This window comes from Thiothrix unzii, from assembly GCF_017901175.1.
Lineage (GTDB): Bacteria > Pseudomonadota > Gammaproteobacteria > Thiotrichales > Thiotrichaceae > Thiothrix > Thiothrix unzii.
In genome coordinates this window covers 1962260-1984814 of record NZ_CP072793.1, presented here as the reverse complement: position 1 = coordinate 1984814, position 22555 = coordinate 1962260, and the positions used below count along the sequence as shown (strand labels likewise).

Genomic DNA, 22555 nt, shown 5'->3' with positions numbered 1-22555 from the left:
CTGAACTGTGTAACTGCTATATAACGTGAATCCCAAGAAGGAGCAGTAACATGGAACGCCTCGACCCGAAACTCATGGATGACTTACTCAGCGATTGCAAAACGCCTGCTGATGTCAAAAACCTTTACAGCCAGCTCTTGCAGCGGATGATCAACCGCAGCTTGGAAGCCGAATTGGATGTGCACCTAAACTACGACAAGGGTGAGCGTAGCGAAGCCGGGCAACGGCGCAGCAATACCCGTAACGGCAAAGGCAACAAGACCATCAAAGGCGAATTTGGTGAGTTGCAGGTAGAGACACCGCGTGACCGTGATGGCAGCTTTGAGCCGAAGTTGATACAAAAACGCCAAATACGGTTAGCAGGGATGGAAGAACACATCCTGACGCTGTACGCCAAAGGCATGACCACCCGCGACATCGAAGACACGATCAAACGCCTGTACGGGGTGGACATCTCGCATACGCTGATCGCGGAAGTAACCGAAGCCGTTCAGGGCGAAGCTAAAGCGTGGCAGACGCGAGCACTGGATAATATCTACCCGATTGTCTGGCTCGATGGGATTGTCGTTAAAGTTCAACAAGATAAGCAGGTCATCAATAAATCAGCCCATGTGGTATTGGCGGTCAACTTACGCGGTGAAAAGGACGTGTTGGGCATCTGGTTGGCAGAAAATGAAGGTGCCAAGTTCTGGTTATCGGTCTTGACGGAACTACGCCACCGGGGCGTACAAGACATCTACGTGGCGTGCATGGATGGCTTAAACGGCTTGCCTGAAGCCGTCAACGCGGTCTTCCCAAAACGCTGACCCAGTTGTGCATGGTACACATGGTTCGCGCCAGCTTGCGCTACGTCACCGCCAAGGATACCAAAGGTGTGGTCGCTGCCCTCAAGCGCATTTACCAGTCCAGCACTGCTGAAGAAGCCGAACACGAACTGGAAGCCCTCGACACCGAATGGGGTAACAAATACAAAGCAGTCGTGCGTCTATGGCGCGGTAACTGGGCGAATGTCATCCCGTTTTTCCAGTTCCAGCCGGAGATCCGCAAAGTGATTTACACCACCAATGCGATTGAATCCCTGAACATGAGTTTGCGCAAGTTTACCCGCAACCGGCGCATCTTTCCCAATGACAGTTCAGCCCTCAAAAGCCTGTATTTGGCGGTACGCGAAGCCTCGCAAAAGTGGTCGGTCATTCACCACTGGAAACCCGCTTTGCAGACTTTTTTACTTATGTTCGGTGAAGAGCGGGTTCCGCTCTCCGCCCTATGAAAAACGTGTTACACAGTTTATTTGACAGACTCATAAGTACTGCCTCACAAAAGTGATTAGTTTTCTAACGAGTTATTCGACGACGGACGCGGTGACAGCCCGCGTCTTCGTCCAATCTACTCCCTGCCGCGCCCGTCAATTCGGACGTTGAGGGTGTAGAAAAACCCTCCAAACCGCCATTTTGTGGGATAATCAGGCATCGCAAGCACCCTAACGAGTAGGCAGGCATGGCACGCTACAAACCGATGCATCAAGGCTTAAAACTGTTGGCACTGGACTTTGACCGGCAAATCCTGCCCGGTACGTTTGAATACGCGCTACGCCATTTGGTGGATAACGAACTCGACCTTGAAGGCTTCCACCAACGTTATAAGAATGATGTGCAAGGAGCGGCAGCCTTTAACCCAGCGGCTTTGCTGAAAATCATCCTGCTGGCCTACAGCCGGGGCATTATCAGCAGCCGTAAAATCGAAGCGGCGTGTCGCGAAAATATGCTGTTCATTGCGGTTTCCGGTGACAGCCAGCCGCATTTCACCACGCTGGCGGCATTCATTGCCAATGCGGGGGAGCTGATCGCCAAACTGTTTGCCCAAGTGCTGCTGATTTGTGACCGCCAAGGGTTAATCGGCAAAGAGCTATTTGCCATCGACGGGGTGAAGTTGCCATCCAATGCCAGCAAGGAGAAGTCCGGCACACGCGCTGACTTTCTGCGTCAAGCGGGACGCATGGAAAAAGCCGCTGAAAAGATGAACTCAAAGATTGATTCAGACCTCGGCAAACGCATCATCGCCCAACGCTTCGCCACGGTCGAACCCGTGTTTGGGAACTTGCGCGACAACAAACGCCTGCACCGCTTCACCTTACGCGGCAAAACCAAAGTGGACGGGCAATGGAAACTGTTTTGCCTGATGCACAACCTCGAAAAGCTGGCGCATCACGGGTATGCCGCATGAAGGGGGCAATGATGCAGCCAAACACGAAAACACACACCGTATTGAGCGTATCAGGCGGCATTCAGGGCGTTATGAGGAAGCCGGAAGTTGGCAACAGTGAAAAAACCTGTCAGCCGTGTGGGGTGTTCAAAAAAATGACTGCCCGATCTGGATGGGATGATCAGATTTGGGTTTTTCTACACCCTCGTTAGGCAGAATTATGAATCCAGTCCGATCACTGTTCGCCAGAATCTCGATCACCCTCGTCGTGCGGGCGTTGAAGTCAGAAGCGCGTCGCCTTGGGTATCCGGCTTGGATTATGTGGTATGGCGCATATTATATACATCCACGCTACTTGGCACTATGGATTTGCGTGCCTACTGATGACCAGCGTAATTCACTTATATCGAATTCTGAATTTCAGTCATTTTCTCGCGCACAGCTCACCAGATACCGTTATCCAGAAGAAGGAAGATCGGAAGTGCATATTGGAGTGGAGTCGCAAGAAACAGTAAATCGAGAGGCAGATGGCAACTGGTGGCATTTTATGAAATGATCTGCCCCATCAATAGAATATTCAACCCGATGATTTTTCATGTATTCGTACCTCGCTTGAGTTGTTGAGCGAAGTACGTCGCCGCATTTTTTAGGATCGACAACTCCTCCGCCTGCTGGGGGAGTTGACGTTTCAGGCGGACGTTTTCGGCTGCCAAGGTCGCTTCACGGTCACTCACCGTTTTAGCGTGTTCACTGTCTTTGCGCCAAGCGTACAGTTGCGATTCGTGTAAACCTAATTGCTTGGCTGCCTTGGCTATGCCTAGATCGGCTGCCAGTTTCAGGGCTTCGCCCTTGTATTCTTGGTTGTGCCGTATGTACGTGGCTTTTTTGCCGGATGCTTTCGTCGTGGTCATTCAAGTACCTCTCTGTCGGGGGGAGAATACTCGCTTTTAGTACTGTCCACTATTCGCGGGGTAGATCACTCGGCGATGCCTATGATCTGTAGACGGAGCCAGTAATTTTACCTGTACTCACTTCTTGGGGTGTCCGGGTTTGCTGGGCTAGATCATAAAGTCACCACTCAATTACCCCTATTTTTGCGCTCGATCACAATATGGGTATATTATCATTCCCTAATGATGATTTCCCAAAGGTAACGAACGTGCCGCACCACCATGCTAAAGGCCAGTGCCTGAGTTGTTCGATTCGTCCCATTACGATTTTTTCGACATTGGACACGGCGGAAGTCGAGCAAATTCAGGCATTTCAACCCGCCATTATTCAATATGAACCGGATGAGATTATTTACCATCAAGGGATGGAAGCGCGTTACGCTTTCACTTTGCGGCAAGGTTTTGTCAAGATAGTCAATACCTTGGCGGATGGTCGTTCGCATATTGTGCAACTGTTGCGCGACGGCGATTTCTTCGGTTTTGGCGGGTTATCGGGTGCGAATTATAAGCACTCGGCTATTGCATTAAACACGGTGGACGTGTGCCGTTTGCCGCTCTCAGATTTGCTCAAGCTCAAACAAACCCACCCGAAGATCGAAACCGAAATGACCAAACGCTGGCTGGAACGTTTGCACCGTGCCGAAAGCATGTTGGTGGAGTTGGGTGCGAAAAAAGCCGCTGAACGTTTGGCCTCGTTTTTGTTGCGCTGGTGCGCGGGGAACTCGCCGGATACTTGGGTGGCTTTGCCGTTGAATCGTGCTGAAATTGGTGAATTATTAGGTGTCACCATTGAAACCGTGAGTCGTTTTTTCGCTGATTGGAAGCGTCAGGGTTTTATCGGGGAGTCACGCGGCAACATCCAAATGCTGGATGCTGCCGGGTTACGTTTAGCGGTGGGTGTCGAAGATTAGTTATGCCGCAATAAGTGGCTGTTTCAGCAGCTTATTATTGAGATGCAACATGCCCCACAATGTTTGGATTTGCAGAACCACCAACGGTACGAGCAGGAAGAAGTACGCCAGTGAGTTTTTTTCCAGCAAACCCGTGCCGACTAAACCAATGTGGATGAAGAAAAAGCCCAGCACATAGCCCGCGACACCGGGGCAAATCAGCGCGAATGACCCGGCACTTTTTTCCTTGCCGAACACATAAGCGTCGAAATAACCTAAGCGTTTCATCACCGCATAGCCGAGTACCGCGAATAGCAGTTGGATGCTGATCAGTACAGTCAACAGTCCAAGGCTTTGAATTGGCTCAATGTGCATCCCAAAATTGTGGTGCATTGCCATCGACAAGCGATACAGCGCAATCCCGCTCACGGTAATAATGGGGATAATAATCCACAACGATACCGATGATTCGCGATCAATGCCGTGTTCGAGCATTGAACGAAACCCCAGCACCAATTTGGTGGCTGCTAATAATCCCGCCGTGCTGATAAACATCAATGACAGCACAAAGCCAATGCCCGACGTAAGTGGGTTATGGCTCATCGCTGCGGCGGCTGAAAAGCCAACGCCAACCATACCAAAGGCAAAAATGGCCAGCATCTGGCTCAGATTGTTGTTCCGGCTGCAATCAAAATGCCCTGTCACCAACACGCGGCTCATGAATCCGATGAAAATCCGCGCGGCAAACCAGCCCGTTACCCCAAAAGCGATGAGTGCGAGCGGGAATAAATATTCCACTACTGCCCATAATCCCGGCACAAATAACGCCCCTAAAATGAAACCCACGTTAATGGTCATCGCGAACGTCAGTGGAATCGCCATCAATTGCACTTCCGCATTGCTTTGGCGCAGTTTCTGGTAACTGGCGGTTCGGCTGAAATAACGGTATTCGCGCACATTCCAAGCCAGTAACCGCACATGCAACAGCGTAAAGACGATGATACCCAGCAAGGCAATCACCGTTAAGATTTGCAGCATGATGTTATCGCCTTGTAGCACGGCTTGCAGCGATTCCCAGGTTGGAATTGGTGTCGCTTTGTGTGGTGTCATAAACATCAAATACATAAAGAAGGTGACGACCGCACCGCCCGCGCCCAATGCTGATAAAAAATACAGCGGGGAATAGCTATCCCCTAGGTGACGACGTAATTTGAACATAACGATGTTCTCCATAATGATCAGAAGATGCATCAATATTAGTAAATTCTAATATGTATTGTTTTGCGAAATCACAAAGTTGCCCTGCATCTTTTGATTAAATGTTATACGTATTTAAAAATATCAAAGTAAATTGCTCGGAAAACCCTCATTCTGGCATTTCATCAGCACTATCGGGATTTCTCATGCTCAGTAAAATTGCCATTATCGAAGGCAGCACTTTATTATTACTGTTATTTTTAGCCATGCCTGCCAAACGTTTGTACGGTTATCCTGAAGCGGTGACATTGATGGGGTCGATTCACGGAGCGGCTTTTATTATCTATGTGGTGACACTGGTTGCCTTTTTTGCTGGCAAAAACCTAAACCTTAAGCAGCTAGGCATGGGGCTATTCGCCGCTTTCATTCCCTTCGGTAGTTTCGCGTTTGAGCATTACGTGTTGAAGCCACAAAAACTCTGATTTCTTGCGAAATAACAAAAGCCTTTCCAAGGCGTTCTAACGAAACACATCCTGCGTAAAGTTGTTATACCAACTATAAGCGTAACTCGCATCAAACAAGCGGTCTTGTGCCGTTGCGGTGGCGGAAGACACACCGCCGCTGCCCGCAATGCTTTCTACCAGTTTGCCGTCATCCGACAAGCGATACACTCCGACCACGGAAATCGCGTAATCCTTCCCCACCAGACTGTAACAGCCGTTGGAAAACGACGGGCTTTCCACGTCCAGTCCATTCAATAGCGCGTGGATAGCGGACGCACACACCTTCGCTTCAGAATTCGCGGCGAAACCAGATTTGGGCAAAGAATCCGCCATACACGCATCACCAATCACGTGTACTTTCGGGTGTAAAGTCGATTCAAACGTCAGTTTATTGACCGGACACCATCCCGTCGCATCCACCAGCCCCGCATCAAATGCCAACTTACCCGCCTTTTGCGGCGGAATCACATTCAACACCGCCCCCTGCACCCGATCACCGAATTGGGTAATCGCAGTTTTGGAAGCCACATCCACTTCCACCACTCCGGCGGCTTTGGCATCCCCTGACCACCATTCCAATAACGCATTATCGGTTTTGTAGCCGTAAAGCTCTGTCCATGCCTGTTCAAACAAGGGTTGCTTGGTAAAGCTGGGCTTGGGGTCAAGGATAATCACCTTGGAATTGGGTTTGTGCTGCTTGAGGTAATGCGCAATCTGACTGGCGCGTTCATACGGCGCAGGTGGGCAACGGTACGGATTCGGCGGTGCAGCAATCACCACTGTGCCACCATTGGGCATGGCTTTTAACTGGTCACGCAGCAACAGCGTTTGTTGCCCCGCTTTCCAAGCATGGGGAACCGTTTCAATGTCGGCTTCGCTGTAACCCGCGATCTGGTCGTAACGGAAATCAATCCCGGGCGACACCACGCAGCGGTCATAGGGGTAACTAATCCCACCTTTGGTCAACACCAATCCAGCGTCGTAATCAATGCCGGTTACTTCATCGGTCACGATTTTCACACCGTGTGCTTTCAGCCCGTCGTAGTTGAATTGCAACGATTCAAGGGTACGGTCGCCGCTCAACACTTCATTGCTCATGTAGCAAGTGGTGTAAATCGCGTTCTTTTCGATCAGAGTTACGTCCAGCGTATTGTCAAGACGGCGTAAGTATTTGGCAACCGTTGCCCCGCCCGTGCCACCACCAATCACCACGATGCGCTGATTGGCAGCTTTCCCCAACATCGGGAAACCCAATGTGCCTACAGCAGCACCCGCCACCAAGGTTTTCAGGAAGGTTCTGCGGCGAATGTTATCAATGTTCTGCATGGTGCAAACTCCTAGCCGACCAAACCGGGCAGCACACCCGGATTACTGTCTTGATTGCCGAAACTGTTGATGTTCACCCCCATGAATTGGGCGATGGAAACCAGTACCTTATTGTGCGGGGTAGCGGTGAAGTGCAGGCTACGCCCGCCGCTGATACCACCATTTTTACCACCCGCAATAATGAACGGCATATCGGTATGGTTATGCCAACCGCCATTCGACAAATCACTGCCGACGAAAATGACGGTGTTATCCAGCAACGTCCCGTTACCTTCCGGCACGCTGGCGAGTTGCTCAATTAGCTTGGCGAGTTGCTCGGTATACCACGCCTTGATTTTGATAAAATCTTCCCCGCCGCCATGCGAAGCCTGATGACAGGTTTGCCCGCTCCCTGACCCCACGATAATGGCTTCATTGACCGAATGTCCCCAGGTCAATGTCACTACCCGCGTTAAATCACAAGCCAGCGCGTGTACCGCAACGTCCATCTGCAAACTGCTAATGACACCCATCTGATGTTGATCGCGGTATTCCGGGTTGCTCCAGAAACCCGTGCGCGTCACTTTGAAGCCTGTCGGGTTAAAATTCCACGCCGCACACGCCCCAACATTAGCGTTGAGCTTTTGCTCTAATTCACGTAGGGATTCGGTGTGGGTGTCGAGTTTGGCTTTTTCTACCGCGCCTAACTTACTGCGTAATGCATTCAGCTCATTCAGGGAATTGCTCATCGCATTCAACCGCCGCTGGGCAATGAAATTATTGTTGGCATTGCTACCAAACAATGATTCAAATGCAACCAACGGGTTAGGTTCAGGCGCGACCCGCAGCCCATTGCTATCAAATGTTACCCCGGCACTGTCCCATACCGGCACAATATTGAGGTTGAGGTGCGGCTTGATCGTTTGGGTTTTGAACGCTTGGGCAAGGTAATAATCCAGACTCACCGCTTTATCGCTACCGCGCCCATCCGCTCCCGTCAAAAACTTCAGTACGCCACCCTCGTGGGAAGAACCCGAACCCAGCATATCCACGCCACTTAAGAACACACAATGCTGGCGTACCCGCTCTAACGGTGCGGTCATACGCGGCAAAATGAAGTTTGTTCCCGTGCCTTGTGCGTGCCAATGTTCCGGGCGCATCCCGTCAGGAAAGTGCAGGAAAATCGCACGGCGCGGCGCATCACCTGCATACGCCATACTCGCAAACGGTAATGCCGCTGCCCCGATGCCAGCAGCCACCCACTTCAGGAAATGGCGACGGTCATTGATCATACTCATATCCATTCCCCCTTATTGCGCCCGGCGCAGTGTGAAGTTAGGGGCATTGACGATGCCCAACAATAGGGTTTGCAGGTTGTAACCGTTATCCTCATACGTTTGGATATAGCTATCCAAAGCGCAACTGTCGGCACTGGTTTCCCTGCGTCCGGTGGTGTAACGGTAATACTGCCGTGCCAAACACTGCGCAGCGGTTGGGCTATCCGCCACCAAGGTACTGAGATGCGACAAGTCGTTCACGCTCAATTGCTCGGTCGGCGTGTAAGTTTCCATGCCGCGTAAGATACCTGTGGCATTAATCAAACTGCCGTTTTCAAGCTGGCGGAACTGTCCGGCTCCGTCGTATTTCTCGAAATTGAAGCCCGGCCCATCAAGATACTGATGGCAACTGAAACAGCTCGTGCCGGAATTGCTATGAAACGAGAACCGCTCACGGGTCGTCATATTCGGGTCGGGGTCGGGAGCTTCCACTACCCCCATATTGGCAGGCTCTGGTAAGTCATGGCACAACACCCGCTCGAAGAAGAACCGCCCACGCTTGAACGGGTGCGATTCATTGCTGTTGGCATAACGCGCCAGCACCGCACCCAACGTCAGGATGCCGTGACGTGAACCGTCAGTAACAGGCGTTTTACTGAAGTTACTATCTGTCGCCCCACTCAAGTGATAGAAGTCTGCCAGCGTTTTATTGGCGACCACATAGTCCGCTGCATACAACTCACGGAAGGTTTGGCTGGAATCAAATGCCACGTAGTTGAAGAAATTAATCAGCTCCTGCGACATTGCCAACCGCACATTGTCGGTATAGGCGGGGTACACACTGCTGTCTTTCGGAGGCAAGAAATACGGGTTGGTTTTCAATAACCACTGCCCGACGAAATTGCCCACCTGTTGACGACTACGCGGATCAGCCAGTAACCGTGAAGCTTGGCTAATGCGTTGCTGTGAGGTATCCAGCGCGTTTTGATCAGCCGCTTGCATCAATGCCGCATCCGGCATACTGCCCCAGAACAGGTAAGACAAACTGCTGGCGACTTCATACGGTGTCAGTTTGTACGTGCCGTCCGCCTGCACCTCACCCAGTTCAGAGCGATACAGGAAGTGTGGTGACATCAGCATTCCCATCACGGTTTGTTCCACCGCATCACGGAACGCCACACCATTAAAGTTAGCCGCGTAAGTGTCGACTTCCGTCGTGGTCAATGGGCGACGGAAAACACGTTTACCAAAGGTTTGGATAAACTGCCGCCCACAGGCGGTATCCTGCTGCGTACACGGCAAGATATTATTCCAGCTTTGCAGCACAGCTTGTGAAGCCAATTGCTCCGCCTGACCTAAGAAAGCTTCCATGCGCGAACTGGTGATTTGGTTTTGCACCACGTTATTGTCGAAGCCATCCACCCGGTTTTCTTCCGGCAACTTGTGTAACAGATCAAGCTGCAAACCGAGCAAATCATTGACGGTATTTTGGTATTCCTGCCTGGTCAATAAGCGCAAGCTACGTACACCCGCAGGCGGCGAACCTGCGCACGCTTGGGTATTACCGCCGTTACCGCCACCATTAGCATCCGGTGTCAGCACGTCAGTAATGTAACTGGCAATCGCCGACGCACACCCGTTTTGGCACGCCCCCGGATTTCCCGGCGGCATGGTGTCGTGAATAATGCTGGTCAATTGCGCCAACTGGCTGCTGGTGTATTTAGTCATCGGCAAGTTGGTAAAACCGCCTTTGCCATCTGCACCGTGGCAGCTTGCACAGCCTTGGCGTTGGTATTGCGCTTGCCCGTATTGCAACACAGTTTGCAGTGCAACATTCACTACCGCACTGACAGTACTGCCTTGGGTATTAAATGCGCTGACCCGGTAATCGTAACTTAAGCCCATCGCGACGCTGCTATCCGTGTAGGCTTGCACGTTACTGCCCAGCTCCAGCAATGTTACCCATGCCGTATCGTCTGCGCCCGTCGCGCGGCGTTCGACCCGGAAACCGGTTTCGTTACCGCTGTTATCTTTCCAGCTTAAGTTGACTTTGCTGTTATCCACTAACGTGGCGGTAGCACTGCTGGGCGCAACCGGCGCGGTATCCGTTGAGCCACCGCCGCCGCCGGTGTCACCACCTCCGGTATCGCCGCCACCCGTATCACCACCACCATCGGTGTTACCACCTGCTTTAGCGGTTGCATCAGCCGCGTAGTATTGCGCCAATGCCTGTAACACATCGTCACCGTACAACGACTTCAGGTCTTTCATCTGGTTTGCCATTTCCACCGGAACATTGCTGTTGCGGTTGGCATGGTAGTCTTCCAGTGTGGCGTGTAAGTAAGTTGCCCACTGCCCATCCAAGCGGGTACGGGTCAGGGTAGGGTCATTGCCTGTTCCGGCATGGCAGAAAACGCAATGGCTTTCGTGTACCGCTTTCCCACGATTCACCAGTGTCTGTTCGGTGGTTTGTGGTGCAGCTTTAAATGGCAGTTTCGATAAATAATCCGACATCCGTTCAATTTGGGTGTCGGTGTAACCCTTCGCAATACGCCCCATCACGCTGGAAGCACGTTCACCCGTGCGGTATGCCTTCATGGTGCGCATCAAATAGCTCTTATCCAACCCGGCAATCGAGGGAATCCCCAAACCCGTGCTGTAACCGTCCGTGCCGTGGCAAGCTGCGCAGTTATTGACCAGCATGGCAGCGCGAATATCGGTGCGATCTTGACGTTTTACGCTGACAGTCGAGGTGTAAGCTGACGAGCCGGACGTATTAACCGCTTTTACTCGGTATTCGTAACTGCTGGCAACGGCTAAGGTTTTATCCTGATAGGTGCTGGCATTTGCGGCTAAGGTTGCCAACACCGCCCAACCGCCTACATTGGTGCGGCGTTCCAAGACAATATTGTCTTCTTCGGTGCTGTTATCCACCCACGTCAGGTTGGCGTAATTATTATCCACCAAGGTTGCTTGTAATTGATCAGGGGCTTTGGGCGGCAACACCAGCTTGTCTGATTGACCGCTGCATCGTGTGCCATTCACCGCCACATCAATCGGCGCAAGGTTTAACCCGGTGTGGGATGCATTGAACCCAAAAGAAATGCTGCTGTTCAGACCAATGACTTTATTGTAATCAAGATTACCGACAGTCACTTTGTCAGCCGCTTGGTTAAACGTAGCGTTCCAGCCTTGGGTAACTGCTTGCCCGGTTGGCATTGTCCAAGTGGTTTGCCAGCCGTTCCAGGGTGCGCCGGTGTTTTTAATGTCGACCGTGCCGGTGAAACCGTTATCCCACTGGGTTTGAATCTGGTAGTTAACGCTACAAGAGGGTGGTGGTGGCGGCGGTGGATCAACTTGCCCTGCGCATTTCACCCCATTGAGGGAAACATTGCCGGGAATATTGTTTAGACCAATGTGCGCACCGTTGAAACCAAACTGGATCAGCCCGCCCGTCGCGATATTGCGGTTCCAATCGACAGGCGACACCGAAACTTTACTGCCAGTTTGTTGGTATTGCCCGTTCCACAAGCCTGTTACCGTTTGACCGTTGGGCATATCCCACGCGACAGTCCAATTGCTGACGGCTGAACCGGTATTTTTCACCATGACATCAGCGGTGAAACCCACATCCCACGTCGCGGGTAAGGAATAAATAACCGCACAAGAAACAACAGGCGGTGGGGGAGGGGAGGCATTGCCTTCGCACAACACGCCATTGACGGAAACATTGGTGGGGATCGCATTCGTGCCGGTGTGCGAGGCGTTAAAACCGAATTGTACGGCAGCGTTTTTCGCGACATTACCGTTCCAACTGACATTCTTAACGCTGACGGCAGCACCGCTTTGGGTGTAACTGCCATTCCACAGCCCGGTAATTTGCTGATTATTGGGCATATCCCATGTGACTGCCCAAGTCGTCCACGGGTCGCCGGTATTGGTAACGCTGACATTACCCGTAAAACCGTTACCCCACTGACTAGCGACTGAGTAATTAACTTTGCAGGCCGTTGCCGCCCACGCCGCAGGGCTAAACAAGAAAATAGCCAAGGCAATCAAGCCATAAGACACGTACCACCGACAACGGACACTCGGCAAAGCAGCTAATTCGCCGCCTTGAAGCTTACTTTCCATGTTGTTCCCTCGCTAAAACACCAACCCACCTAGCCCAACGGCGTAAGATTCCCAATCATTATAGTGCAATGCAGTAATAAATATATTCAATCAGGGAAAAAATTATTAGGCATTGATGCTTACTTCATACACGCCACCAACAACAAGAAACTCCCCCTCCCCCCGCAACAACTTCGGCAACAAATCGTAATACCCCAACACCTTCACCACCGGCACACGCGCCTCAATCACATAATCCCCAAACTCATCCGCCCGCTCGCGGCTATGGGTAAAGGAACTGACATTGTTCATCAGCACCACCGCCCGCTTGCCATCGCGCTCCAGCACCCGGTACTCATCCAGCGCATTCACCCCCCGGTACAGCGTGATGTGGCTTTGTTGGGAATACGACAAAGCCAATTCATACTGACAATACGTATAAACAAGGTCAAGCTGGCTTTCCAGCGCATTCGTACCATACAGCCCCTTACAGCGGTCAAAGGCGTAATGCCCTTGATGGTATTGCACCGCCAGCCCAAAGCGCGATTCCACCCAACCCTTCAACACCGCCCCTTCGCGCCCGCTGGAATCAAAGCCCCAGCCGCGTAACACCCGTAAGTAATTGGCATTGGCACGCTTTTGTTTGCTGTTGGCTTCCAAACCCGCTTCTTCCAGTGCTTCCAGACAGAAATGTACCGTCATGTAATCCATAAAGCGTTGCGCCCGCGTCGCCGCATCCGGCATGGCTTGCAGGTGGGTAAACAGGGAACGATGCAAGGTTGATACGCCATCGAGGGTTAATGGCACAGGATGCTGCTGAAAACTCAGGCTGCCAAGGATGTGGGCAGGCAGGTTACAACGGTTGAATGGCAGGAACGCACTGTCTTTACCCATACAAAACGTGTCGGAATTGTCGGGAACACGACTGGAATCAACACCTGCCATCTTCATGATAAAAAGATAATTTCTCTTTAATAATCAATTAACTAAAATCAAAAGTGCCGCCTTGGCACGCGCTTTGCAAAAACATCATCGTTACATTCAGTTATCACAACACACTCACACAAGGAGACCAAGATATGGCACTACGTCAATGTGCAATCTACGGCAAAGGCGGCATCGGCAAGTCTACCACAACCCAGAATCTGGTTGCAGGTCTGGCTGAAGCAGGTAAGAAAGTCATGATCGTTGGCTGTGACCCTAAAGCAGACTCCACACGCTTGATCCTGCACGCTAAAGCTCAAAACTCCATTATGGAAATGGCCGCCAATGCAGGCAGCGTGGAAGACCTCGAACTCGAAGACGTACTGAAAGTCGGCTACCGCGACATTAAATGCGTTGAATCCGGTGGCCCAGAGCCAGGTGTTGGCTGTGCAGGTCGTGGGGTTATCACCGCCATCAACTTCTTGGAAGAAGAAGGCGCGTATGAAGAAGACCTCGACTTCGTATTCTACGACGTACTCGGTGACGTTGTGTGCGGTGGTTTCGCGATGCCTATCCGCGAAAACAAAGCGCAAGAAATCTACATCGTTTGCTCCGGCGAAATGATGGCGATGTACGCGGCTAACAACATCGCTAAAGGTATCGTGAAATACGCGAACTCCGGCGGCGTGCGTTTAGCTGGTCTGATCTGCAACTCACGTAACACTGCTCGTGAAGACGAGCTGATCATGGAACTGGCACGCCAACTCGGCACACACATGATCCACTTCGTACCACGTGACAACGTTGTACAACGTGCAGAAATCCGCCGCATGACCGTTATCGAATACGAGCCAACCGCGAAACAAGCACAACAGTACCGTGATTTGGCTAACAAGATCATCAACAACACCAAGTTCGTGATCCCAACTCCAATCACGATGGATGCGTTGGAAGAACTGCTGATGCAATTCGGTCTGATGGACGAAGAAGACGAATCCATCGTCGGTAAGACGGCTGCTGAAGAAGTCGCTTAATTAAACGGATAGCAGGGTGTGTAGAGACGCAAAATCTTGCGTCTCTACGGTGGATAAAACCCAACCCTCATACCCATCCTTCCCTCACCCGTCCACAGATTAGTGGCAGTGAATCAGGAGACTAGACATGACGAATCTGACCCGCGAAGAAACCGAAGCCCTCATTGCCGAGGTTTTGGAAATTTATCCCGAAAAGGCGAAAAAAGACCGCGCCAAGCACTTAACCGTCAACGATCAAAGCATCGAACAATCCAAAAAGTGCATTACCTCCAACCGTAAATCCCTGCCTGGCGTTATGACCATCCGTGGTTGCGCGTATGCCGGTTCTAAAGGTGTGGTTTGGGGTCCGATCAAGGACATGATCCACATTTCGCACGGCCCGGTCGGTTGCGGACAATATTCCCGCGCTGGTCGCCGTAACTATTATGTTGGTACGACCGGTATCAACACCTTCGGCACGATGAACTTCACCTCTGACTTCCAAGAGAAAGACATTGTATTCGGCGGCGACAAAAAGCTTGCCAAAATCATGACCGAAATCGAAAGCCTGTTCCCATTGGCGAAAGGCATTTCCGTCCAGTCTGAATGCCCAATCGGCCTGATCGGTGACGACATCGAAGCCGTTTCCAAAAAAGCTTCCAAGGAACTCAACAAGCCCGTTGTACCGGTACGTTGCGAAGGTTTCCGGGGTGTTTCCCAGTCCTTAGGTCACCACATTGCCAATGACGCGATCCGTGACTGGGTTCTGGACAAACGCGATGGCGACAACAGCTTCCAAACCACTCCGTATGACGTTTCCATTATCGGCGACTACAACATCGGCGGTGACGCATGGTCTTCACGCACCTTGTTGGAAGAAATGGGTTTGCGCGTGGTTTCCCAATGGTCCGGTGACGGCACGCTGGCTGAAATGGAACTGACCCCTAAAGTGAAGCTCAACCTGCTGCACTGCTACCGTTCCATGAACTACATCAGCCGCCACATGGAAGAGAAGTACGGTATTCCTTGGGTTGAATACAACTTCTTTGGCCCGACCAAAATCGCCGAATCCCTGCGTAAGATTGCTGGCTACTTCGACGACACCATCAAGGAAGGCGCAGAGCGCGTGATTGAGCGTTACAAAGCCCAATACGATGCAGTCATTGCCAAATACCGTCCACGTCTGGAAGGCAAGCGCGTCATGCTGTACGTCGGTGGTTTGCGCCCACGTCACGTTATCGGTGCGTATGAAGACCTCGGCATGGAAGTGGTCGGTACGGGTTACGAGTTCGCTCATAACGACGACTATGACCGTACTATCAAGGACATGGGCAACGCAACCCTGATCTACGACGACGTGACTGGCTACGAATTTGAAGAATTCGTCAAAAAGGTCAAGCCGGATCTGATCGGCGCAGGCATCAAGGAAAAGTACATCTTCCAGAAAATGGGTATCCCATTCCGCCAAATGCACTCTTGGGACTACTCCGGCCCTTATCACGGCTATGACGGCTTCGCCATCTTCGCCCGTGACATGGACATGACGCTGAACAACCCTTGCTGGGGCAAGATGAAAGCGCCGTGGATCAAGGACGAAGCAGCACCAGCGGTAGCTGCTGCTGCGTAAGCCAAAGAGGGCGTATGCAATACGCCCCTACGGTAGAACGTCCCCTGTAGGGGCGTATTGAATACGCCCCTCTTAAAGATTGTAAATTTACTACCCGTTGTCCGCAGATTAGCGGCGCGGGAGGAGAAATGACATGAGCCAAGCTGTTGATAACATCGTTCCCAGCTACCCTTTGTTCCGCAATGACGAGTACAAAGCCAGTCTGAAAAACAAGCAGGACAACTACGAAGAGCGTCACGCGGATGCCAAAATTCAGGAAACCTTCCTCTGGTCTACCACCAAGGAATATCAGGATCTGAACTTTGCGCGTGAAGCCCTGACCGTTAACCCGGCGAAAGCCTGCCAGCCCTTGGGTGCTGTGCTGTGCGCACTCGGCTTTGAGAAAACCTTGCCGTATGTGCATGGTTCGCAAGGTTGCGTGGCGTACTTCCGCACTTACTTCAACCGCCATTTCAAAGAGCCGATTTCGTGCGTATCTGACTCCATGACAGAAGATGCAGCGGTATTTGGTGGTCAAAAGAACATGTACGACGGTCTGGAAAACGCTAAAGCGATGTACAAACCGGACATGATCGCGGTTTCCACCACCTGTATGGCAGAAGTTATCGGTGACGACTTGAATGCGTTCATCAATAACTCCAAGAAGGAAGGGCATATCCCGCAAGATTACCCCGTGCCATTCGCGCATACCCCAAGCTTCGTTGGTTCACACACCACCGGCTGGGACAATATGTTTGAAGGTATTGCCCGCTACTTCACCCTGAACTACATGGAAGGCAAGGAAGTCGGCAGCAATGGCAAGCTCAATATCGTCCCCGGTTTTGAGACTTACCTCGGCAACTTCCGCGTCATTAAGCGCATGATGGCTGACATGGATGTCGACGTTACCCTGATGTCTGACCCGACTGAAGTGTTGGATACCCCGGCTGATGGCACATTCCGCATGTACGCAGGCGGCACAACCATGGCTGAAGTCAAAGACGCTCCAAACGCCTATGACACCTTGTTGCTGCAACCTTGGCAGTTGGAAAAGACCAAGAAGTTGGTGCAAAACACCTGGAAACACACCGCGCCTAAACTCAACATCCCAATGGGTTTGGACTGGACGGATGAGTTCCTGATGAAGGTCTCTGAAATCACCGGCAAGCCGATTTCTGACAAGTTGCTGACCGAGCGCGGTCGTTTGGTCGACATGTTGACCGACTCTCATGCTTGGTTGCATGGCAAGAAATTCGGTCTCTACGGCGATGCAGATTTCGTGCTGGGCATGACCAAGTTCCTGCTGGAAGTCGGTGCAGAGCCTATCCATGTGCTGTGCAACCACGCTAACAAGCGTTGGAAGAAAGAAGTCGAAGCCCTGTTGGCCGCTTCTCCCTACGGTAAAAACAGTGAAGTTCACATTGGTAAAGACTTGTGGCACTTCCGTTCACTGATGTTCACCAACAAGCCGGACTTCATGATTGGTAACAGCTACGGCAAGTTCATCCAGCGTGACACGCTGCATAAAGGCAAAGAGTTTGAGGTTCCGCTGATCCGCATCGGCTTCCCGATCTTCGACCGCCACCATATGCACCGTGACACCACACTGGGTTATGAGGGCGCAATGTATATGCTGCGCACCTTGACTAACGCAGTGCTGGAGCGTTTGGACGAGGAAACTCGCGGGATGGGGACTACGGATTATAACTACGATTTGGTTCGTTAATAGTCCTCCGAACTTCCCCCCTCCCTAACCCTCCCCCCGCAAGGGGTGGAGGGGACAAGAGGGCAACAAGGAGATTCCTATGCCCAACGTGATGATCCGCCGTAAGCCTGATGGCAACTTGCAATTTTATGTCGCCAAACAGGACATGGAAGAGACGGTTGCGACAGTCGAGAAAGATACGGCGGAAGAATGGGGTGGCACTGTCGAGTTAACTGATGGTTCCAAGTGGTACATCGACCCGATCAGCCCCCCACCCGCTTTTCCGACGACGCTGCGTTTCAAGCGCGGCTGAATGCTGAACCCAGTGAAAGGAGAATAGTCATGGCACTGAAAATTAACCGCGACATCTGCACCTCTTGCGGCGATTGCGAACCCGTTTGCCCAACCAAATCCATCAAGCCATTCAAAGGCACTTACAAAATTGTGGAAGACACCTGCACCGAATGTGAAGGCGAACACGATGAGCCACAGTGCTTGAAAGTGTGTTTGGAAGATGGCTGTATTGAATACGTTTGATTGACATCGACACCACCATCCCCGTAGAGACGCAAGATTTTGCGTCTCTACCATCACCCCTCAATCTCACGCTATTCCAAGGAGTCCATTATGAATGATCTACCCGATTCCATCCGCGTAGCATTTGCCACCAACGCCACCACTGCTGGCGTAGAGACGCAAGATTTTGCGTCTCTATCCTTGAACGGGCATTTTGGTTCTTGCGAACGCTTTCTGGTGTATCAGGTATCACAAGCCGAATACCGCCTGATTGATGTGCGCGATGTCGGCGACGACGAAGCCGAAGAAGACAAGAATGCCTACCGCGCCAGCCTGATCCTTGATTGCCAGGTGCTATTCATCGCTTCGGTGGGTGGCCCCGCTGCTGCCAAGATCGTCAAGAAAGGCATCCACCCGATCAAACAACCGACGGTTGTGCCGACCAGCGAATTGTTGGAAAAGCTGCAACAAGCATTGGCAAACCCCTCGCCTTGGCTGGGCAAAGTCATGGGCAAGGATGCGCAAGCACGTGCCCGTTTCTCTGGCGATGACGAAGACGATGAACTGCTTGAGGCGGAAGGATGATGACCCCAGAACAGCTTGCCAGTGTGGTGGAACAGGTCACACAACACGGTTTGGCTGACAGCAATCTGACCTACCTGCGGGCGCATTTCCCCGAACTGCACTTTACGTGGTGCATGGATGACGACGTGTGTGGCCCGCAACCTGCCGCACAGGGCAAGGGTTTCAACGTCTATCTGGTGGATGGCAGCAACCATTGCCTGTGCTTCACGCCGAGTCTGGAAGCGGCAAGCGGCGTGGTCATTGCCGAACTGGGTGAGGATGATGACTGATTGCGCCACCTGCCCGCACCATGAAGATCGGCTGGAAAAAGGTCGCTGCAAACCGGGCGATGCTTGTGTACAAGCGATGAGCGGGCGGCAAATCGAGCGTTTTTTCCGCGAAAACCCCGATCTGGCGCAAGGCTATACCGGTGATGATTTCTGGGAACGGCGGGCGATTGCGGCGCGTTACATTTCCCAGCAACGCCTGCTGGAACTGATTGATGACCCGGATGAAGTGGTACGCCGCGTGTTGGCTTATCGCTTGCCAGTGGATGAGTTGTACCGGCTGATCGGCGATATTGACCGCGAAGTGCGCATTACGGTCGCTGACCGTTTGCCTGCGGAACAACTCGAAGCACTGGTCAATGACCACGATTATCTGGTGCGCAAGTACGTGGCACGGCGGATGCCTGCGGGGCGTTTGTTCCGCATGATTTGTGACACCGACCGCGAAGTACGCATGAGTGTTGCTCGGCGGTTGCCGCCGGAAAGTCTGGGGCTGATGCTTAACGATGTCGAGCCAGAAATCCGCCGCATTGTGGCAGAACGCATCCAGCCCGCCGCTTTGAGTGCCTTGCTGGATGACCCTGACTGGGGTGTGCGCTTGCAAGTTGCCGAGCGTGCTACCCGTGGAATGCTGGAAATACTGGAACACGACACTGACCCCGATGTGAAGGAAGTCGCGCGTCAGCGGCTTCGGGAGATGGATGACAATGACTGAATTCGACTGGCAAGCCAAAAAACTCGCTGCCCAGTGCCCCGAACTGGCAGTGGGCGTGACGCACGAAGAACTGCTACACAGCATCAATACCCTGTTCGCACCGCTCAAGCTGAGCTTTGACAAGGTGCTGGAACGCGGCGGCTGGCATCATCTGGGTGGTGTGGTCGACATTGATATGCAGCCGCTTGCCAACAATCTGCGCTTGTGGGCTGAAACTGTGTCCGGCGGCGACATTGAAACCTTGCTGGACAAATGTTCGGAGCAAATCCTGTTTGCCACCAAAATCAGCGGTACGACGCTGTATTTCACCGCATCGACGGGCGATAAGCCGCAGGATTTCCTCCAGATTGAGGTGGAAGTGTTGCAGGAAGTGCTGGATCGTCCGCTGTCTGACCCCGATTTTTTGCCGGATAGTGTGGAAGAGTTCCTTGATCCGGTGGATTACCCGCACCTCGAACCCGAACCCGTGGGCAAGCCGCATTACCGTTTCCGCCGCTTGCAGGCAATGGCAGAGGTGTTTGCCGACCAGAATTTCCATAGCCGCCATGTGCAAAACCTGTTGCGCTTTATGCAGGACTGGCAGAACAGCAGTGCGGGACATAATGACGCGATTTTCTGCCAGCATTGGGTGATGGTGTTGCAAGCGTATCAGGGCAGCGACAAGGCGGAACATTACAATATCAAGCCAACGACGACGTTTGCGGAAAAGGTGGCGGATTTCGCGGAAAACCACGGTTTGAGTGGGGCGGAAATGGCAAAAGCCCTGCACAGTTTTGACCGTAAGGTGGGGTATCCGTTTGCGTGGTATTTCCTCATGTTAAACCGCAAGGGCGTACCAACCACGGTGGCGGAGGCGGTGCTGCGCGATCAGATGGAGGCTTATGCCTATTTGCCAGCGCGGGATTTGAAGATTTTGCGTGAGTGGGAACAGCGGGGGTATGGGGTGTAGAACGGTGGGATACGACGATATGTAGAGACGCAAAATCTTGCGTCTCTACGTTGGTGGGATGATTTATCGGGGATGGGTTTCTTCAACACAGGAGAGTGACGATGCAAGAGTTGGATTTTCACGAGGTCGCCGATGAATTCATCAATCTGGCGAACAAGTTGAGCGAGGAATGGGCACCGAATTTCCTCAGTGCAGCGATCCTGTACGCGGCGGCGCGTTACAACGCTTTCCACTTCCGGGAAACCTTGGGTGATGAGGACAAGGAAGCGGCGGCAATCGAGTATTACACCGAGCAGTACCGCAAGATGTTGAAGGAAAACCTGCACGAGATGCGCCATGGAGTTCCCCATGAATAAGATCGGGATATTTTTTGGCACGAATTCTGGCACGACGCGGCTCATGGCGAAAAAGATGGCGAAGCTGTTGGGCGATGTCGCTGCCAAGCCGCTCAATATCAACCGCACCACGGCTGAAGAACTGTTGCAATACGATGCGCTGATTCTGGGGACTGCCACTTACGGCATCGACCAGCTTCCGGGCAAAAGCACCGATATTCAGGATGGCAGTTGGGAAGATTTCATGCCGCAACTGGCGGGCAAGGATTTGTCCGGCAAGGTGATTGCGCTGTACGGGCTGGGCGATCAGGAAAAATACCCCGACCGCTTTGCGCACTCGCTGATCCATTTGTATCGTTGGGGCGTGGCGGGCGGCGCGGACGTGGTTGGGCAATGGTCTACTGAGGGTTATACCTTCAAGCAATCGCCTGCGGTGGTGGATGGGCAGTTTGTCGGGCTGGTGCTGGATCAGCAGTCACAGAGCTTGCTGACCGAGGCGCGGTTGAGTGCTTGGATTGAGGCGATTAAACCGGCGTTATTGGCAAAATTGGTTGGGTGAATGACTGACCCACATAAATCATCTAGCCCGTAGATACAAAACTTTTTGGCTTGATCCCGGCGCAGGCCGTTCTTCCGTGACAAAAATATCTGTTTTCGTTTTGACAAGATCAGAGAGTTTTTTGTAGCCATATAAGCGTGAATCGAAATCTGGTTGCAATCTGGTCAAATAACTACCGAATGTACCCAGATGTGCCCACCCTGTATCATCAACAGATTGTTCCAATGCAGCCAAAACAGATTTTTTCGGGAATTCGGTTTTCTGTTCTACCGCTTCGGCAGGAAGGGCATTAACTGTAGATTTCTGCCCATTTTCGATGTTTTGATCACTAACAACTTTGACTGTTGTGGCAGCAGGCTCGACAGTCGGACGCAGCACTTCGGTGAATACGAACTTGTGGCAGGCATTACGGAAAGCATCGGGTGTTTTCTTTTCACCAAACCCAAGCACAGTAAGCCCTTCTTCACGTAAACGCATTGCCAAGCCAGTAAAATCACTGTCGCTTGTAACTAGACAAAAACCGTCAAACTTGCGTGTATAAAGTAAATCCATTGCATCAATGATCAGCGTGCTGTCTGTCGCATTTTTCCCTGTCGTATAAGCAAATTGTTGCATCGGCTTGATGGCATACCGCTGCAATACCTTTTTCCATGACGCACTCGTCGGTGCAGTAAAATCTCCATAGATGCGCTTTACGGTTGCCTCCCCAAACTTTGCTATTTCTGCCAGCAGACCTTCAATTACAGCAGCTTGCGCATTATCTGCATCAATTAGGACGGCTAAACGGAGCGTTGGCTCTTCAGACTCAATTTTTGCGACTAAACGTGGTGATACCAAAGGGGAAACTCCAAATAACAATTTTCATGTAGCCCAATTAGAACTTCAATTTTTCTTCATGCCAAATACTTCGCGACAAGTGGTGACTTGCGCGAAAAACCATCCATG

The 22555-nt window shown here is 52.0% G+C and carries 21 protein-coding genes and 1 pseudogene; 15 read left to right on the top strand and 7 right to left on the bottom strand.

All coding sequences use genetic code 11. The annotated features are described in order from the left end of the window. The first annotated feature begins 50 nt into the window (after positions 1 to 50). A pseudogene (locus J9260_RS09945) lies at positions 51 to 1270 on the top strand (IS256 family transposase). A 227-nt stretch (positions 1271 to 1497) separates the two neighbouring features. Continuing rightward, complete coding sequence (locus J9260_RS09940; RefSeq protein WP_210217637.1) at positions 1498 to 2223, top strand: transposase; 726 nt, start codon at positions 1498 to 1500, stop codon at positions 2221 to 2223. Positions 2224 to 2795: 572 nt separating this feature from the next. Here J9260_RS09940 and J9260_RS09935 read toward each other — a convergent pair. After that, positions 2796 to 3113: a transposase gene (locus J9260_RS09935; RefSeq protein WP_210217636.1), complete on the bottom strand. Its 318-nt coding sequence runs from the start codon at positions 3111 to 3113 to the stop codon at positions 2796 to 2798. Positions 3114 to 3361: 248 nt separating this feature from the next. Between J9260_RS09935 and J9260_RS09930 the strand changes: the two genes are divergently transcribed. Next, positions 3362 to 4063 carry a Crp/Fnr family transcriptional regulator gene (locus J9260_RS09930; protein ID WP_246499377.1) on the top strand — a complete coding sequence of 234 codons (702 nt, stop codon included), beginning with the start codon at positions 3362 to 3364 and terminating at the stop codon, positions 4061 to 4063. On the opposite strand, the gene J9260_RS09925 is transcribed toward J9260_RS09930, so the two are convergent. After that, positions 4064 to 5260, bottom strand: coding sequence for a TsoY family (seleno)protein (locus J9260_RS09925; protein WP_210217634.1), 1197 nt, complete (start codon positions 5258 to 5260; stop codon positions 4064 to 4066). A 185-nt stretch (positions 5261 to 5445) separates the two neighbouring features. Here J9260_RS09925 and J9260_RS09920 point away from each other — a divergent pair, with 185 nt between their 5' ends. Beyond that, complete coding sequence (locus J9260_RS09920) at positions 5446 to 5721, top strand: DUF3817 domain-containing protein (RefSeq protein WP_210217633.1); 276 nt, start codon at positions 5446 to 5448, stop codon at positions 5719 to 5721. A 36-nt stretch (positions 5722 to 5757) separates the two neighbouring features. Here the strand turns inward: J9260_RS09920 and J9260_RS09915 are convergent, their stop codons facing one another. The 4 genes from J9260_RS09915 to J9260_RS09900 all read right to left on the bottom strand — a co-directional run bounded on the left by J9260_RS09915 (position 5758) and on the right by J9260_RS09900 (position 13388). Beyond that, positions 5758 to 7068 (bottom strand): NAD(P)/FAD-dependent oxidoreductase, encoded by a 1311-nt coding sequence (locus J9260_RS09915; protein WP_210217632.1) that lies wholly within the window; start codon positions 7066 to 7068, stop codon positions 5758 to 5760. Between the two features lie 11 nt (positions 7069 to 7079). Next, on the bottom strand, positions 7080 to 8345 hold the full coding sequence (locus J9260_RS09910) for a DUF1552 domain-containing protein (RefSeq protein ID WP_210217631.1): 1266 nt from the start codon (positions 8343 to 8345) through the stop codon (positions 7080 to 7082). Between the two features lie 12 nt (positions 8346 to 8357). Beyond that, positions 8358 to 12458, bottom strand: coding sequence for a cellulose binding domain-containing protein (locus J9260_RS09905; protein WP_210217630.1), 4101 nt, complete (start codon positions 12456 to 12458; stop codon positions 8358 to 8360). 105 nt (positions 12459 to 12563) lie between these two features. After that, positions 12564 to 13388, bottom strand: a complete 825-nt coding sequence (locus tag J9260_RS09900) for an NAD(+)--dinitrogen-reductase ADP-D-ribosyltransferase (RefSeq protein ID WP_246499376.1) — start codon at positions 13386 to 13388, stop codon at positions 12564 to 12566. A 128-nt stretch (positions 13389 to 13516) separates the two neighbouring features. On the opposite strand from J9260_RS09900, the gene nifH reads away from it, so the two are divergent. The 11 genes from nifH (at position 13517) to J9260_RS09845 (ending at position 21610) form a co-directional block, all read left to right on the top strand. Further along, on the top strand, positions 13517 to 14395 hold the full coding sequence (nifH, locus tag J9260_RS09895) for a nitrogenase iron protein (RefSeq protein ID WP_202715974.1): 879 nt from the start codon (positions 13517 to 13519) through the stop codon (positions 14393 to 14395). A 127-nt stretch (positions 14396 to 14522) separates the two neighbouring features. Further along, a complete protein-coding gene (nifD, locus tag J9260_RS09890) occupies positions 14523 to 16001 on the top strand; it encodes a nitrogenase molybdenum-iron protein alpha chain (RefSeq protein ID WP_210217629.1) in 1479 nt (492 codons plus the stop codon). 133 nt (positions 16002 to 16134) lie between these two features. Further along, a complete protein-coding gene (gene nifK, locus J9260_RS09885; protein ID WP_210217628.1) occupies positions 16135 to 17706 on the top strand; it encodes a nitrogenase molybdenum-iron protein subunit beta in 1572 nt (523 codons plus the stop codon). Positions 17707 to 17785: 79 nt separating this feature from the next. Further along, entirely contained in the window at positions 17786 to 17998 is a 213-nt protein-coding gene (gene nifT / locus J9260_RS09880; RefSeq protein WP_202715971.1) for a putative nitrogen fixation protein NifT, read from the top strand. A 29-nt stretch (positions 17999 to 18027) separates the two neighbouring features. Further along, positions 18028 to 18222 carry a 4Fe-4S binding protein gene (locus J9260_RS09875; protein WP_210217627.1) on the top strand — a complete coding sequence of 65 codons (195 nt, stop codon included), beginning with the start codon at positions 18028 to 18030 and terminating at the stop codon, positions 18220 to 18222. Positions 18223 to 18312: 90 nt separating this feature from the next. Next, positions 18313 to 18786, top strand: coding sequence for a NifB/NifX family molybdenum-iron cluster-binding protein (locus tag J9260_RS09870; protein WP_210217626.1), 474 nt, complete (start codon positions 18313 to 18315; stop codon positions 18784 to 18786). Continuing rightward, complete coding sequence (locus J9260_RS09865) at positions 18783 to 19055, top strand: DUF6129 family protein (RefSeq protein ID WP_093070878.1); 273 nt, start codon at positions 18783 to 18785, stop codon at positions 19053 to 19055. Before J9260_RS09870 ends, J9260_RS09865 begins: the two co-directional genes overlap by 4 nt. Then, positions 19048 to 19767, top strand: a complete 720-nt coding sequence (locus J9260_RS09860) for a 4Fe4S-binding leucine-rich repeat protein (protein ID WP_246499374.1) — start codon at positions 19048 to 19050, stop codon at positions 19765 to 19767. Before J9260_RS09865 ends, J9260_RS09860 begins: the two co-directional genes overlap by 8 nt. Further along, positions 19760 to 20716, top strand: coding sequence for a hypothetical protein (locus tag J9260_RS09855; protein ID WP_210217624.1), 957 nt, complete (start codon positions 19760 to 19762; stop codon positions 20714 to 20716). Before J9260_RS09860 ends, J9260_RS09855 begins: the two co-directional genes overlap by 8 nt. Before the next feature lie 101 nt (positions 20717 to 20817). Continuing rightward, on the top strand, positions 20818 to 21072 hold the full coding sequence (locus tag J9260_RS09850; RefSeq protein WP_210217623.1) for a DUF3144 domain-containing protein: 255 nt from the start codon (positions 20818 to 20820) through the stop codon (positions 21070 to 21072). Then, positions 21065 to 21610 carry a flavodoxin gene (locus tag J9260_RS09845; RefSeq protein ID WP_210217622.1) on the top strand — a complete coding sequence of 182 codons (546 nt, stop codon included), beginning with the start codon at positions 21065 to 21067 and terminating at the stop codon, positions 21608 to 21610. Before J9260_RS09850 ends, J9260_RS09845 begins: the two co-directional genes overlap by 8 nt. Before the next feature lie 18 nt (positions 21611 to 21628). Here J9260_RS09845 and J9260_RS09840 read toward each other — a convergent pair whose 3' ends face one another. Continuing rightward, a complete protein-coding gene (locus J9260_RS09840; protein ID WP_210217621.1) occupies positions 21629 to 22447 on the bottom strand; it encodes an NYN domain-containing protein in 819 nt (272 codons plus the stop codon). Positions 22448 to 22555 lie beyond the last annotated feature (108 nt).